The organism is Mesorhizobium sp. P3_A10, from assembly GCF_056403175.1.
Genome location: NZ_JBFUFZ010000009.1, coordinates 139989 through 154055, shown reverse-complemented (window position 1 = coordinate 154055; position 14067 = coordinate 139989). Strand labels below are relative to the sequence as shown.

Here is a 14067-nt window from a genome sequence, read left to right as displayed (position 1 = left end):
CCGTCCTTGTCTGTTCAGCCTGAAAGGGAACGGACGCCGATGGCATGCAATCACGCGCAAAGGTGCGGGTACGGCCATTTCCGCTGTCCGTTCCCAGCCAACCCGAGCCGTTCAAGGCGGCGCGTGCGCTGGTTCGGCGCAAATTCCTGTTCCCGTGCCGACCGCTGGCACGGATGCCTCGCATATAGAGAATTTTCTGGAATAGTTCTAGACACGGAATGGCCATTTTTGCTGCGGCGCACCGAAGCCGCGCGCGGATGTTCGGCGAAGGGGAAAGAATGCGGCTGGTTGCCGAAAATCTGGGCGGGGAACGCGGCGGCGAGACGGTGTTTTCCGGCATCCACTTCGCACTTGCGCAAGGCCGGGCGCTGATCGTCACCGGGCCGAACGGTTCGGGCAAATCGACGCTGCTGCGGATCGTCGCCAGCCTGTTGCCGGTGGCGCAAGGCCGCGTGTCGATCGAGGGAGGTGGTGAAGACTTTCCAACGGTCGCCGCGGCCTGCCACTATCTCGGCCACCTCAACGCGATGAAGACAGCGCTGAGCGTGACGGAAAACCTGCGCTTCTGGCGGGATTTTTCCGGTGCGGGTTTGCCGAGCGTCGAAGAGGCGCTGGAGACGGTCGGGCTTGGCGGTATCGGCCATTTGCCATTTGGCTATCTGTCGACCGGACAGCGGCGGCGTGCGGCGATTGCAAAATTGCTGGTCAGCCAGCGGCCGCTTTGGCTGCTAGATGAGCCGACAGCGGGATTGGACAAGGCATCGGAGGCGCGGTTTGCCAGGTTGATGACGGATCACTGTCGGCGGGGAGGGATTGTCGTCGCGGCAACGCATCTGCCATTGGGATTGGATGGGGCACAGGAATTGAGGATGGGGATTTGATGTCGGTGCCAGGCACCCCCCTCTGCCCTGCCGGGCATCTCCCCCTCAAGGGGGGAGATTGGCAGTTTGGGCGTCCTGCGGGTTTTCCAACGTTGGAGATTGGCGAAGGCCGAAATTCCAACCAATCTCCCCCCTTGAAGGGGAGATGGCCGGCAGGCCAGAGGGGGGTGCTCAAGCGCGAGCATCTCACATCATGCTAGCCCTCTTCCTGCGCGACATCCGCCTCAACATCCGCGCCGGTGGCGGGGCGCTGACTGGCGTTATCTTCTTCCTAGCCGTCATCGCCACGATCCCCTTCGGCGTTGGGCCGGACCTGAAGCTGCTTGCCCGCATCGGTCCGGCGATCCTGTGGATCGGCGCGCTGCTCTCTTGCCTGCTCGGCCTCGACCGGCTGTTCCAGGCCGACCGCGAAGACGGCTCGCTCGACCTGCTGGTGCTGGGCCACGACCGCCACATGCTGGCGCTGACGGTGCTGACCAAATGCCTGGCGCATTGGGCAGGCAGCGTGCTGCCGCTGGTCATCGCCGCACCCTTGCTCGGCCTATTCATGAACATGGAGCCGGTCGGCATCGGCGCCACGGCGCTGACGCTTCTGGTCGGCACGCCGGCCATCACTTTCATTGGTGCCGCCGGTGCGGCGGTGGCGGTGGCGCTGCCGCGCGGTGGGTTGCTGATCTCGGTTCTGGTGCTGCCGCTGACCATTCCGGTGCTGATCTTTGGCGTCGCCGCCAGCTATGGCGCGGTGGCGGATCCCGATCCGTTCCTGCAGCCTTTCCTCATTCTCGCCGCGCTGACCTTGTTTCTTGCCGTGCTGGGACCGGTGGCGGCGGCGCTGGCGTTGCGGCACGGGACCGATTGAAGGCCGCGGCATGGCGGCCGATTGCGAAGCCGACGGCGCGAGGCTAAGGAAAGGCATGGTCGAACAAGGCGAAATGGGCGGATCGGAAGATTGCGCGCTGGCGGAGCGGGTCGCATGAGCGCGCACGCCCTCTACGTCACCGCCGCCTATGCGATCACCGGCATCGTCCTGGCCGGGCTGATCGGCTGGATCCTCATCGACCAGCGCGGCCGCAAGCGCGACCTTGCCGAACTGGAGGCCGCCGGCGTGCGGCGACGCTCCGACAAGGCCAAGCCATGAGCACAGAAAACGAAACGCCGGTACGTGGCCGACGCCTGATCGTGCTGTTGCCGCTGCTGATTTTTCTCGGACTGGCCGGGCTGTTCCTGTCGCAGCTTTTGTCCGGACGCGATGTTTCGGAAGTGCCGTCGGCGCTGATCGGCCTGCCGGCGCCGCAGACCAACCTGCCGGCGCTCGAAGGCATCAATCTGCCGGGGCTGGATTCAAAATCGTTCGCCGGCAAGGTGACGCTGGTCAACGTCTTTGCGTCGTGGTGCGCGCCATGCCGGGAAGAACATCCGGTGCTGTTGGCGCTGTCGCAGGACAAGCGCTTTGTCATGACGGCGCTGAACTACAAGGACCAGCCGGAAAACGCGCGCCGGTTTCTCGGCGATCTCGGTAATCCGTTCCAGGCGATCGGTGTCGATGAGGCAGGCCGCACCGCAATCGACTGGGGCGTCTACGGCGTGCCGGAGACTTTTGTTATCGGCAAGGACGGCAAGATTGCCTACAAGCATGTCGGCCCGCTGACGCCAGACTCGGCGCAGACGCTGCTTTTGCCGCAGATCGAGAAGGCGCTTGCGGCGCCGAACTGATGCGGCACCTCGGGCTTCGAGCCCGAGGATGACGAACGTGGTGCGGCTCAGCCGTAGATCTGCTTGTGGATCTGGTAGAGCATTTCCGAACGGTCGGCGCGCATGTCGGCGAGGTCGCGGCTGGAGAAGCTGTCGATTTCGGCGACGAGGCGGTTGTAGTGCTTGCGCTTGGCAATGCTGGCACGAGCGCGGGTCATAAGGCTGTCGATGATCATAGCAAGGTTCCTTTCAGCGCCGCATTGCTGCGGCAGTTATTCCTCCCTTGATCGATACGAAGCATGACATAGTTACGCTGCGTTGCAAAAAGAAGATGTTGCAATGCACCATTGCACTGGGCGCATAGCCGGTTAATGCGGCGCTAACGTCATAGGCAGGGAATAGACCGGCAAGCCACCAGTCCCAGCTGCCCCTTTTTGTATGGCACTGTGCGTACGCACATTGCCTTCTGTTCCACGGGCTGGCTTGATCCCTCGCGTTGTGTAGTGCCCGGAGGAAAGCATGGCGGCCGCAGACTATTACGAAATTCTCGATCCGCGTTTTGCGCGGCTGTTCAATGGCAACGCCCAGGTGGAAAAGCTGTACACCGGCTGCCGCTGGGCGGAAGGGCCGGCCTGGTTCGCCGCCGGCCGCTACGTGGTCTGGTCGGACATCCCCAACAACCGCATGATGCGCTACGACGAGACCGACGGCAGCGTCAGCGTGTTTCGCCAGCCGTCCGGAAATTCCAACGGCAACACCGTCGACCGGCAGGGTCGGCTGGTGACCTGCGAGCATTCGGGCCGCCGCGTCAGCCGCACCGAGCATGACGGCTCCGTCACCACCATCGCCAAGACATGGAAGGGCAAGCGGCTGAACTCGCCCAACGATGCGGTGGTGAAATCCGACGGCTCGATCTGGTTCACCGATCCGAGCTATGGCATCGACACCGACTATGAGGGCGACAAAGCCGAGAGCGAGATCGGCGCCTGCCATGTCTACCGCGTCGACCCTGATACGGGTGAGGTGGAAGCCGTCATCACCGACATGGTCCGGCCCAACGGGCTCGCTTTCTCGCTCGACGAGAGCAAGCTCTATGTCGTCGACACCGGCCGCACGCACGGCGCCAAGAACCCGGCCCATATGCGGGTGTTTAATGTCGGCAAGGGCGGCAAGAAGGTGTCCGGCGACAAGGTCTTTGCCGACTGCACGGCCGGTCTGTTCGACGGTTTCCGGCTCGACGCGGACGGGCGTATCTGGACCAGCGCTGCCGACGGCATCCATTGCTACGACCCCGACGGGACGCTGATCGGCAAGGTCAAGGTGCCGGAAGTCACCGCCAACTGCGTGTTCGGTGGCAACAAGCTGAACTGCCTGTACATCGCCGGCACCACCTCGCTCTACATGGTGCGGCTCATGGTCAACGGCGCCAAGACTTTTTGAGACCGTTTGGAAATTCTACTCTGGCGGCCATCTGATGGCGTTTTCTGCGCTTCCGGTGCTCACGGACCCAAACGTCCGCTGCGCTCCGGGTCTCGAAACCACCACCATATGACTCGCCAGAGCGAATTTCGAAACGGTCTCTTCATGACGGTCAACGATATCAAGGGGAGGACATCATGCCATTCGTCAACATTCGCATCGTCAAGGAAGTGATCGCTGCCGACCCGGCCGGCAAGAAAGCGGATATCGCCAAAAAAGTCACGGCGGCGATCATGGATGCCACTGGACTGGGTAACAACGATGTCTGGGTGGTGTTCGAGGAGGTCAACGCGCGGGACTGGTATGTCGGCAAGACGGATGTCGAGACGCTGAGACGGAAGAGCTAGTTCGACCAAAGCTGCGGCACAGAAATTTGCCAATGGCTGGCGGGACAGCGCCCCCCTCTGCCCTGCCGGGCATCTCCCCCACTTGGGGGGAGATCGGCAGCTTCGCCGCCTAGCTCGTCTTTCGACGTCGGAGATTGGCGAAAGCCGGGATGACGGCCAATCTCCCTCCTTGTGGGGGAGATGTCCGGCAGGACAGAGGGGGGCGCGAAGGATCACCGTCGCTCAACGAGCGCGGATGAAATCCGCGAAGGCTGAAACGGCACTGCGCATCGCCAGTACGTTCACCGGCTCCGCCAGGATTGCCGCGACCTCCGGCGGTTTCTTGCCGAGCAAAGCGATTTCGCACACCGCTTCCTCGTAAAGCGCAAACGACATCGTGCGCATGATCTCGGCGAGCGCCGTGCGGGCGAACAGTGACCGTGGTGAGGCGTGCACCAGCATGGCCGGCTTGGCGACGGCGGCGTCGCGCGACACCAGCCAGTCGAGCGCGTTCTTCAGGCCACCCGGCACGCCATGGGCATATTCCGGACAGGAGATGATAACGCCGTCGGCGCGGGTGACGGCATCGATCAGTCGGGAAGCCTCAGGCGGTGTTCGCTCGCCTTCGTCGTCGGGGTTGAAGATCGGCAGCCTGCCGAGCCCGTCATAGACGCCGACGCGGCAGCCTGACGGGACGTTTTGCGCCAGCGCCGCGACCAGCGCTGAATTGGTGGAGGCGGCGCGCAGGCTGCCTGAGAGGGCGAGGATTTCGATCAAGGAAGGCGAGCCGTATGCGAGCGAATCGTGCCGCCAAACCTACCACATCGTCTGTTTGTATTCCTCGTCGAGCCAGCGGTCGGTCGCCTCGGCCGAATCGGAAACCGCCAGCTGGTCGCGCAGGATCTGGCCCAGCGTCGGCAGCGTCGCGCGGTCGTACCAGGTTTCCGGCTTCCACAGGTCGGAACGCATGAAGGCCTTGGCGCAATGTATGTAGGCGGCCTTGACGCTGACCACGACGACGCTTTGCGGTTCCTTGCCGTCGACCGCCAGCCGCTCGCGCAAGCCGGCATCGACGGTGATGCGGGCGTCGCCATTGACGCGCAGCGTCTCGTTCATGCCGGGAATGAGGAACAGCAGCCCGATCGAGGGGTTGAGCAGGATATTCTCCAGCGTGTCGAGCCGGTTGTTGCCGGGCCGGTCGGGGATGGCGATGGTTTTGTCGTCGAGCACCAGGGCGAAGCCCGGCCTGTCGCCTTTCGGCGTCACGTCGGCATTGCCGGCGCCGTCGGATGAGCCGATCAGCACGAACGGGCTCTTGCCGATGAAGGAGCGGCAGTGGCCGTCGAGCGCCTTCAGCTCCTTGCGGATGGAGCCGTCGGTCGGCCGCGGCGTCTTGTAGATCGTCCTCAACTCGTCGCGCGAAGTGACGAATTCCATGACCCTCTCCCTACTTGCCGGCCTCTCCGGTCTTGTCTTCAAGCGAATGGCGCAAGATCAGCGGCATCTGGCTGAAGGTGAACAGAAGCGTGATCGGCATGATGCCCCAGACCTTGAAGGTAACCCAGGCGTCGGTGGAAAAATTCCGCCAGACAATCTCGTTGACGAGGGCCAGGAACAGGAAGAACAACCCCCAGCGGAAGGTGAGTTTGCGCCAGCCCTCGGCATCGAGGCTGAAGGCGGAATCGAAGACGTAGCCGAGCAGCGACCTGCCGAAGAACAGGCCGCCGAGCAGCACGCCGCCGAACAGAGTGTTGACGATGGTCGGCTTCATCTTGATGAAGATGTCGTCCTGCAGATAGAGCGTCAGCGCACCGAAGATGAGGACGACGACGCCTGACACCATCGGCATGATCGGCAAGGTGCGCAGCAGCAGCCAGGAGGCGATCAAGGCGATCGCGGTGGCGGCCATGAACAGGCCGGTGGCGACGAAGATCGGTCCGCCGAATTCCGCCAAGACGGGGAATTTCTGCACCAGCCAGGCGCCGCGCGCATTGGCGAAGAAGAACACCATCAGCGGGCCAAGCTCCAGCACCAGCTTGAGCAGCGGGTTGACGCTTTCCTTCTTCTTCTGCGGATCGGACGGGTCGCGTTCGAGGATGGGCGGGTTCATGATTTCCTTCTGACGCATGATCTTGTCCAAAAGCCTGCGGCCCCGGGGATCGTGCCTGCTACGCTACGCCGGCGATCGCCCTGGCGAATTCGCTGGCTGAAAAAGGTTCGAGGTCGTCGACCTGTTCGCCGACGCCGATGAAATAGACCGGCAATTTATGCTTTGCCGCGATTGCCACCAGAATACCGCCGCGCGCGGTGCCGTCCAGCTTGGTCATCACCAGGCCGTTGACGCCGGCGATGTTGCGAAAAATCTCGACCTGGTTGAGCGCGTTCTGGCCGGTGGTGGCATCGACCGTCTGCAGCACGGTGTGCGGCGCTTCGGGGTCGAGCTTGCCCAGCACGCGGACGATCTTTTCCAGCTCCGCCATCAGTTCGGTCTTGTTCTGCAGCCGCCCGGCGGTGTCGATGATCAGCACGTCGGAGCCGGCCTCCTTCGCCCGCTCGAAGGCATCATAGGCGAGGCCAGCGGCGTCGGCACCGATCTTGGAGGCGATGACCGGCGACTTGGTCCGCTCGCCCCAGATTTTCAATTGCTCGATGGCTGCGGCGCGAAACGTGTCGCCGGCGGCGAGCATCACCGACAGGCCGCCATCGGTCAGCTTGGCCGCCAGCTTGCCGATGGTGGTGGTTTTTCCCGTGCCGTTGACGCCGACGACCAGGATGACATGCGGCTTGTGCGAGAGGTCGAGCTCCAGCGGCATGGCGACGTGGGTGAGCACCTTCTCCACTTCGGTCGCCATGATGGCGCGGACCTCTGCGTCGGAGACGTCCTTGCCGTAGCGGCTGGCAGCCAGCGCATCGGTGACGCGCAAGGCGGTTTCCATGCCAAGGTCGGCGCGGATCAGCACGTCTTCCAGGTCCTGCAGCGTGTCTTCATCCAGCTTGCGCTTGGTGAAGACGCCGGCAATGTTGCCCGTCAGCTCCTTGGAAGAACGGGCAAGCCCGTCCTTCATGCGCTGGAACCACGAGCGCCGTGGCGCCGGCTCCGGCGCTTTCTGCGGTTCGGCCTTCTGCTCGACCTTCTTGGTGACGGTCACCTTGCCGGGCGCAGGCTTTGGCTCCGGCAAAGGTTGGGGCGCCGGTGGCGGGATCGGCTGCGGTTCGGGTGCGATCTCGGCAAGAACGGGCTGCGCCGCGACCGGCGCAGGTTGGCGAATGGGAGGCGGGATTTCCGCCGGCGGGGCTGCAGGTTCCGGCTCGGCCGGGGGAGGCTCGACAGGTGCCGGCACCTCGACAGGTACTGGCTCCGGCTGTCTCTCCGGCTGCGGCGGGACGATTTCCGGCTGCTTCGGCGCCGGCTGCGGAATTTCCTGCGGCTCCGGCACCACAGGCGCGACCGGGATCTCCTCCGGAGCCGGCTTCTCAGCAGGCGCTTCCGGCCGCTGCGGTTCCTCGACAGGAGCAGGCTCCGGCTGGACTTCCGGCTCTGGCGGAATGGACGGGGTCGGTTCGGGGGTTGGCTCTTCGACAGGTGCCGGTTGCGGCGCAGGCGGTGCCTCTGGCTCAACCTCGGGAGGTGGTGCCGGTTCGACTGCCGGTGCGACCTCCGCCTCGGGCTCGTCGCGCTTCAGAAACTCCGGAACGGCCTGCTCAGCCGCCGGCTTCAGCGCCTCGAGCGCTTCCCATTTGATCGGCGGCAGCGGGGCGGTCTCGTCGACCCGCTCCTCGACCACTTCCTTCTTGCCGAACGAAAATATCTTCTTGAAAAAACCAGCCATGCTTTTGCGTTTCTCAGGCGGCGCGGGCGCTAAGCGGCGCCGCGATCAGGCGGGCGCCGTCATGGCCGGAAATGTCAGCCTCGACGATGTCGCCCGGCGCACCCGTGGAGACCGTGGCCAGCGTAAAACCTTCGGTGCGGCCGAGCCCGTCGCGTTCGACCAGGATCGATTGGCGTGTGCCAGCAAGAGAGGACAGATGGCGGCGGTAGGCGGCCTCGCCAGCGGCGCGCAGCCGGGCGGCACGCTGCTTCACGACCTCGCGCCGAAGCTGCGGCATGCGCGCGGCGGGCGTGCCTTCGCGTGGGCTGAACGGGAAGACGTGGAGATGCGTCAGCCCGCATTCCTCGACGATCTTTTCCGAGTTTGCGAACATGGCGTCGGTTTCGGTCGGGAAGCCGGCGATGATATCGGCGCCGAAGACGATTGCAGGGCGCAGCTTGCGCACTTCCTCGCAAAAGCGGATCGACTGGTCACGCAAATGCCGGCGCTTCATGCGCTTCAAGATCATGTCGTCGCCGGACTGCAGCGACAGATGCAGATGCGGCATCAGCCTGGGCTCGGTGGCGATGGCGTCGAGCAGATCGTCGTCGGCCTCGATCGAATCGATGGAGGACAGGCGCAGGCGCTTCACATCGGGCACCTGCTTGAGGATCGTCTTCACCAGCTTGCCGAGTTTCGGCGCGCCCGGCAGGTCGGCGCCGAAACTGGTCATGTCGACACCGGTCAGCACGATCTCGGCATAACCGTTGCCAGCGAGCCGCTTGACCTGCTCGACCACGGCGCCCATCGGCACCGAGCGCGAATTGCCGCGGCCGTAGGGAATGATGCAGAAGGTGCAGCGGTGGTCGCAGCCATTCTGCACCTGGACGAAAGCGCGCGCCCGGCCCTCGATGGCGTCGACCATGTGGCCGGCGGTTTCACGCACGGAAAAGATGTCGTTGACACGGGCTTTTTCGGTGTCGTTGACGCCGAAATCCGGCAGCGCGCGATAGGAATGCGCCTTCAGCTTCTCTTCATTGCCAAGCACGAGGTCGACCTCGTCCATGGCAACGAAATTCTCAGGCTCGGTCTGCGCGGCGCAGCCGGTGACGATGATGCGCGCCCCGGGGTTCTCGCGGCGGGCTTTCCGGATCGATTGCTTGGCCTGGCGCACCGCCTCTGATGTGACGGCGCAGGTGTTGAAGATGATGGCGCCGCCTTGCAGCGCGCCGAGGCCGGCGCTTTCCGCCTCGCGGCGCATCACCTCAGATTCATATGTGTTCAGCCGGCAGCCGAAGGTGACGACGTCAATACCCTTTGGACCCTTGGAGAGGGGTGCCATCAGGCGGCGCTTTCGGTGTCGCGGGCCCAGATGCCGGTTGACGGATCAAAACTGCCGGAAAATTCCCATTCGGCGGCGCCGGTGAGGATGACGTGGTCATCGTCGCGCCATTCGACATGCAGCGAACCGCCGCCGGGCGTCATTAGCGTGACGCTGCGGCCGGTGCGCCTGGTACGGGCCGCGGCGACGACAGCGGCGCAAGCCGCGGAGCCGCAGGCCTTGGTCAGGCCGGCGCCGCGTTCCCAGGTGCGGATGATCATCGTCTCGGGCGAGGTCACCTGCGCCAGTGTGATGTTGGCGCGCTCGGGAAACATCGGGTGGTTCTCGAGCAACGGGCCGAAACGGTCGAGCTCATAGGTCCAGACGTCCTGGTCGACCCAGAAGATGGCGTGCGGATTGCCCATCGAAACAACTGAGGGCGAATGCAGCACCGGCGCGTCGATCGGGCCGATCTGCAGCTCGATCATGCGGGTGTCGCGGAATTCTTCCGCCAGCGGAATATCCTGCCAGCCAAAGCGCGGGGTGCCCATGTCGACCGAGATCGTCCCATCGGCATGTTCTATGGCGTTGAGGATGCCGGCGCGCGTCTCGAAGGTGAAAGTCTTTTGTCCGGTTTCGGCAGCGAGCGCCTGGACGACGCAACGCATGCCGTTGCCGCAGGCCTGCGCCCCGGAGCCGTCGGAATTCAGGATGTCGATGAAAAAGGCGGTGCCCGGCGTCCTGGCGTCGTGGATCGCCATGATCTGATCGAATTTGGTCGCGGCGTCGGCATTCAGTGCAATGGCCGCCGCAGGCGTCACCCGATCGGCACGGCTACGCATGTCGGCAACGATGATCTCGTTGCCGATGCCGTTCATCTTGGCGAAAGGGGCAGCACTTGCCATGGGTCGAAAGGTCTCTTGCCGGTTTGGCGCCTATATGGCGGATACCGGCCGAAATTACCAGTCCGCGCTGCTTTTAGGTTATCGCGAAGACCCCGAGCACGATCATCAGGAAGATGATCAGGACGATGCCGATCAGCACACGGGCGCCGGTGGCGGCGGCTCCAGCGAGAGCCGGCATGCCGAGCAGGCTCGCCGCAGCGGCGACAATCAGCAGAATGACGATCCATTTGATCATGGCAAATGCCTCATAGCCGACAGTTTGAAACTGTCTACACACGCGGCTGTGAGGGTACGGGTTCCGTTGGCTGTGTCAGTCCTCCGGCACGTCCCAGATCTCGCCCGGACGCAAGGCGCGAAAGCGCTCTTGCGGCACGCCTTGCCCGTCGAGCGCCTCGACCAGTTTTCTCACCGGCTCGTCGATCGGTTCGTCGGTGAGCTGAAACGTGCCCCAGTGGCAGCCGGCGGCATAGGCGGCGTTGCATAGCTGCATGCCTTGCACCGCCTCCTCAGGGTTCTGGTGCTGCGGCGCCATGAACCAGCGTGGCTCATAGGCGCCGATCGGCAGGATGGCGAGGCGGAAGCCGCCATGTTTTTCGGCCATCAGCCGGTAGTTGGTGCCGCCGTGAAAGCCGGTGTCGCCGGCGAAATACACCTTTGTGTCAGGCGTTTCGATGACGAAGCCGGCCCACAGCGCCATGCGCCGGTCACGCGCGCCGCGCGCCGACCAGTGGTGCACCGGCTCGACATGGATGGCGACGCCGTTGCCGATCTCGACGCGGTCGCCCCAGTCATGCGCCGACAGCCGCATGCCGGATACGGCATCGCCGATGATGGCGTCGTTGCCGAGCGGCGTCAGCACTTTTGGGTCGTACCTGGCCTGCAGCCGCTTCAGCGTGGCGAGGTCGAGATGGTCGTAATGGTTGTGGCTGACCAGGACGAGGTCGATCGGCGGCAACTGAGAAAAGGCGATGCCCGGCGGATTGACGCGTTTGGGCCCGGCAAAGGAGAGCGGCGAGACGCGGGGCGACCAGACCGGATCGGTGAGGATGTTCAGCCCGGCGGTCTGGATGAGCAGCGTGGAATGGCCGACCATGGTGAGCCGCAATCCGCAACCGTCGATCCGCTCCGCCGGCCTTGCCTGTTCAAACGGGCTCGGATTGGCCGCCGGCCATTTCGAACGCTTGCCGTTCAATTGCCATTTCAACAGATCGCCAAAACGGCCGGGCGGTTTGCCATCGGGGTTGAAGAACAGGGTGCCGTCGAAATGATCGCGGGGCGGGCCGCTGTAGTAGCGATTGGCGGCTTTCTTTCTGGCGACCAATTTTCTGCTCCCGCATGTTTCAGTCTCAGCAAACATAGGGACGCTGGCCTTTGGCGCAATACCGGGCAGCAACCAGACACCAGCGAGCCGGTATGCCCGGCTTGCTGGTGTCGGTGGGGATTTTCGGTGTACGATGCTGTCGTAGCGGAGGGGTTCAAACCATGCGCTGGCTGACTTTTCTTGCGATCATCGGGATAGCGTCCGCGCCGTCGATGGCTGTAGCGCAGACGCAGCCCGACAAGCCCAGCGCCTGCATCCATGCGCCAACCATCCTGGCCAGCGCTGATTTCCTGCTTGCTGAGCCAGCTACGTTCCCCAATTTCTGGCGCGATCGTTATGGGGATGATGCGGCCTATCTGAAGATCCGCTATGGCGGCCTCAGCTACACCGAAGGCTCGGCGCTGCTGGCCGGTCTGGAAAAACGCAGCCATCCGCCGCTGCGGATTGGCGAACTCAGACTTGCCTATGCAACAACGCCGGAGCGGACGGCGATGATCGCCGGCATGCAGCCGGAGCGCAACGCGAAGTCGGTTGTGCCTCAGCTTGGTGAATCTGCCTGGCGCACGCTCGTCACCGAGGACGGCGGCGACTGGCTGCTGGGCGAACTGGCGCGCTGGCGTGCGGCCGACGCCGGCCAGTTCGACGCGTCGAGGATTTCCGTGGGGCTTGCCCAGGTGCTGGCGGACCTCGAGGATGACGCCAAGTCGCGCCTTGCCAAAAGAGCGGAAGACGCAGGCATCTGGCCCGTGGCTCTGGAGATGAGGGCAGTCAAAGACGACCTCTCGGACTATGTAGCTTACCTCGACAGGCTTCCCCCCGCAGTACGTTCCGACAAGGGTGGTCGCATATGGTTTATCCGCCAAGCCCTGAACCTGGCCAATCTTCGCCCTTCCTTCGATATGTCCAAACAGCCAGCGGAGGTGCAGGCGCTCGACGGTCAAAACGATCTGGGCTCAGCCATCCGGTCGATCGGGCAGCTGATTGCCTATGTTCCTCAAACTGCGATCTTGCTGCCTCTCGTGAACCAGACCGGCAACCTCAGCCTCGGCACAACGGTGGCAGGGGCGATCAACGCGCAGATTGCCGCAAAACATCTCGACCCGATCAACAATCCCGATACGGTCACGGCAGCCATGCTCGACGGGATCGACTACATTCTTGGCCGCCGCGACCGGGAGCATAATTTGCGCGACGCTCTAATCTCGGAAATGCAGGGCGAAACGGCGGAGTCGTTCATAGACAGGGCGTTAGCCCGGGTGATGTTGGCCTCCTTCATGCTAGACAATGGGGCCGAACCGCCACGTCGCCCGGATCTGCTCACCGCGGCCTTCCCCTGGGAACAGTGGGTTGGGTTGGCCGGCAAGCTGAAGAGCGGCGAAGCCATCGCGCCGGAAGATCGCATCGTCGCGGCCGATCTCATGATCGCAGCCGACCGTCCTGCGGATGCGTTGGCCTTGCTGAAAACGGCCGGCGATTGGAAGACGGCAGTGCGGCGCTCTCATCAGTTGGCGCTTAGGCTGGACCGCCGATGCGCCGACCTGCTGCGGCCCCCAATGCCGGTTTCGCAGCCGCTCTACCGGTTCGAGCCGCGCTAGGGCACCTCCCGGTCAAGCTCCCGATGGCCGACGAGCGCGCCCTTGGCCGGATGATTGCGTTAAATTTGCAACAAATGTTGCCGCAAACCGTATTTTAACCATATCAGGTTGAAATTTCGCCACCTTCTCCGTCTTGGTGGAGGTGAGATTGCGCGGACGGCACCCCCAGCCGGATCCGACGGAGGTTGACATGAATTTTTCGAAGACCGGTTTGCTGGCCGTATCGCTGGCCGCCCTCATTGCGAGCGGCTGTTCGACCTCGCGCTTTTCATCAATGGACGACCAGCAGCCGGCGCCGCTGCAGCCTGCGCCCGCCGGCCAGGTGACCGGCAACCAGCTGCCGCCGCCGGCAACGCCCGGCGCCACCGACCCGTCGCAATTCCCGACCGCGCCGGCAAACACGCAGGTCGCCTCGCTGCCGCCGGATGGAACGGCGCCAGCCGGCGCCACCGACCTGACCGCGGCCAGCGTCGCCGGCGTCTGGAACGCCAGTGTCTCCGGACAGAGCTGCAAGGTGGCGACGCCGCAGACCAAATTCGGCGCCGGCTTCCGCGCCGGGCCGCTGCATTGCCCGGCTCCCATCGATGGCATCAAGTCGTGGAACGTCGCCGGCAAGCAGCTGACGCTCTATGACGAGAATGGCGGCACGCTGGCGCGGCTCTATTCCTCGGGCGGCTCGAAATTCGACGGCCAGACTTCCACCGGCTTGCCGATTTCGCTTACACGATAAGGCCGACC

The 14067-nt window shown here is 64.0% G+C and carries 17 protein-coding genes; 8 read left to right on the top strand and 9 right to left on the bottom strand.

The annotated features are described in order from the left end of the window. Positions 1–278 precede the first annotated feature (278 nt). From ccmA to AC1DXU_RS27685, 4 genes are all read left to right on the top strand, one after another. Complete coding sequence (gene ccmA / locus AC1DXU_RS27700) at positions 279–881, top strand: heme ABC exporter ATP-binding protein CcmA (protein WP_477374109.1); 603 nt, start codon at positions 279–281, stop codon at positions 879–881. 193 nt (positions 882–1074) lie between these two features. Then, positions 1075–1740 carry a heme exporter protein CcmB gene (gene ccmB, locus AC1DXU_RS27695; protein ID WP_477374107.1) on the top strand — a complete coding sequence of 222 codons (666 nt, stop codon included), beginning with the start codon at positions 1075–1077 and terminating at the stop codon, positions 1738–1740. A gap of 114 nt (positions 1741–1854) precedes the next feature. After that, positions 1855–2019 carry a heme exporter protein CcmD gene (gene ccmD / locus AC1DXU_RS27690; protein WP_477310084.1) on the top strand — a complete coding sequence of 55 codons (165 nt, stop codon included), beginning with the start codon at positions 1855–1857 and terminating at the stop codon, positions 2017–2019. Continuing rightward, a complete protein-coding gene (locus AC1DXU_RS27685) occupies positions 2016–2594 on the top strand; it encodes a DsbE family thiol:disulfide interchange protein (RefSeq protein ID WP_477374105.1) in 579 nt (192 codons plus the stop codon). Before ccmD ends, AC1DXU_RS27685 begins: the two co-directional genes overlap by 4 nt. A gap of 47 nt (positions 2595–2641) precedes the next feature. Here AC1DXU_RS27685 and AC1DXU_RS27680 read toward each other — a convergent pair whose 3' ends face one another. Then, a complete protein-coding gene (locus AC1DXU_RS27680) occupies positions 2642–2809 on the bottom strand; it encodes a hypothetical protein (RefSeq protein ID WP_477374103.1) in 168 nt (55 codons plus the stop codon). A gap of 283 nt (positions 2810–3092) precedes the next feature. On the opposite strand from AC1DXU_RS27680, the gene AC1DXU_RS27675 reads away from it, so the two are divergent. Both AC1DXU_RS27675 and AC1DXU_RS27670 read left to right on the top strand, forming a co-directional pair. After that, positions 3093–4013: an SMP-30/gluconolactonase/LRE family protein gene (locus AC1DXU_RS27675; protein ID WP_477374101.1), complete on the top strand. Its 921-nt coding sequence runs from the start codon at positions 3093–3095 to the stop codon at positions 4011–4013. Between the two features lie 176 nt (positions 4014–4189). After that, positions 4190–4399: a tautomerase family protein gene (locus tag AC1DXU_RS27670; RefSeq protein ID WP_477374099.1), complete on the top strand. Its 210-nt coding sequence runs from the start codon at positions 4190–4192 to the stop codon at positions 4397–4399. A 222-nt stretch (positions 4400–4621) separates the two neighbouring features. Here the strand turns inward: AC1DXU_RS27670 and AC1DXU_RS27665 are convergent, their stop codons facing one another. The 8 genes from AC1DXU_RS27665 to AC1DXU_RS27630 form a co-directional block, all read right to left on the bottom strand. Beyond that, positions 4622–5155, bottom strand: coding sequence for an NADPH-dependent FMN reductase (locus tag AC1DXU_RS27665; protein ID WP_477374097.1), 534 nt, complete (start codon positions 5153–5155; stop codon positions 4622–4624). Between the two features lie 39 nt (positions 5156–5194). Further along, a complete protein-coding gene (locus AC1DXU_RS27660) occupies positions 5195–5815 on the bottom strand; it encodes a pyridoxamine 5'-phosphate oxidase family protein (protein ID WP_477310076.1) in 621 nt (206 codons plus the stop codon). Between the two features lie 10 nt (positions 5816–5825). Further along, positions 5826–6488, bottom strand: coding sequence for a septation protein A (locus AC1DXU_RS27655; protein WP_477311867.1), 663 nt, complete (start codon positions 6486–6488; stop codon positions 5826–5828). Between the two features lie 58 nt (positions 6489–6546). Beyond that, positions 6547–8208 carry a signal recognition particle-docking protein FtsY gene (gene ftsY, locus AC1DXU_RS27650; RefSeq protein WP_477374095.1) on the bottom strand — a complete coding sequence of 554 codons (1662 nt, stop codon included), beginning with the start codon at positions 8206–8208 and terminating at the stop codon, positions 6547–6549. Between the two features lie 13 nt (positions 8209–8221). Further along, the gene (gene mtaB, locus AC1DXU_RS27645; protein ID WP_477374093.1) at positions 8222–9529 is read right to left on the bottom strand and encodes a tRNA (N(6)-L-threonylcarbamoyladenosine(37)-C(2))-methylthiotransferase MtaB; all 1308 of its coding nucleotides are present in this window, start codon (positions 9527–9529) and stop codon (positions 8222–8224) included. Next, positions 9529–10413, bottom strand: coding sequence for a diaminopimelate epimerase (gene dapF, locus AC1DXU_RS27640; RefSeq protein ID WP_477374091.1), 885 nt, complete (start codon positions 10411–10413; stop codon positions 9529–9531). Before dapF ends, mtaB begins: the two co-directional genes overlap by 1 nt. A gap of 73 nt (positions 10414–10486) precedes the next feature. Further along, on the bottom strand, positions 10487–10648 hold the full coding sequence (locus AC1DXU_RS27635) for a DUF1328 domain-containing protein (protein WP_477374089.1): 162 nt from the start codon (positions 10646–10648) through the stop codon (positions 10487–10489). 75 nt (positions 10649–10723) lie between these two features. Continuing rightward, the gene (locus tag AC1DXU_RS27630) at positions 10724–11734 is read right to left on the bottom strand and encodes an MBL fold metallo-hydrolase (RefSeq protein ID WP_477374088.1); all 1011 of its coding nucleotides are present in this window, start codon (positions 11732–11734) and stop codon (positions 10724–10726) included. A 161-nt stretch (positions 11735–11895) separates the two neighbouring features. On the opposite strand from AC1DXU_RS27630, the gene AC1DXU_RS27625 reads away from it, so the two are divergent. Next, the gene (locus AC1DXU_RS27625) at positions 11896–13329 is read left to right on the top strand and encodes a hypothetical protein (protein ID WP_477374086.1); all 1434 of its coding nucleotides are present in this window, start codon (positions 11896–11898) and stop codon (positions 13327–13329) included. A gap of 190 nt (positions 13330–13519) precedes the next feature. Beyond that, complete coding sequence (locus tag AC1DXU_RS27620; protein ID WP_477310060.1) at positions 13520–14059, top strand: protease inhibitor Inh/omp19 family protein; 540 nt, start codon at positions 13520–13522, stop codon at positions 14057–14059. Positions 14060–14067: the final 8 nt, after the last annotated feature.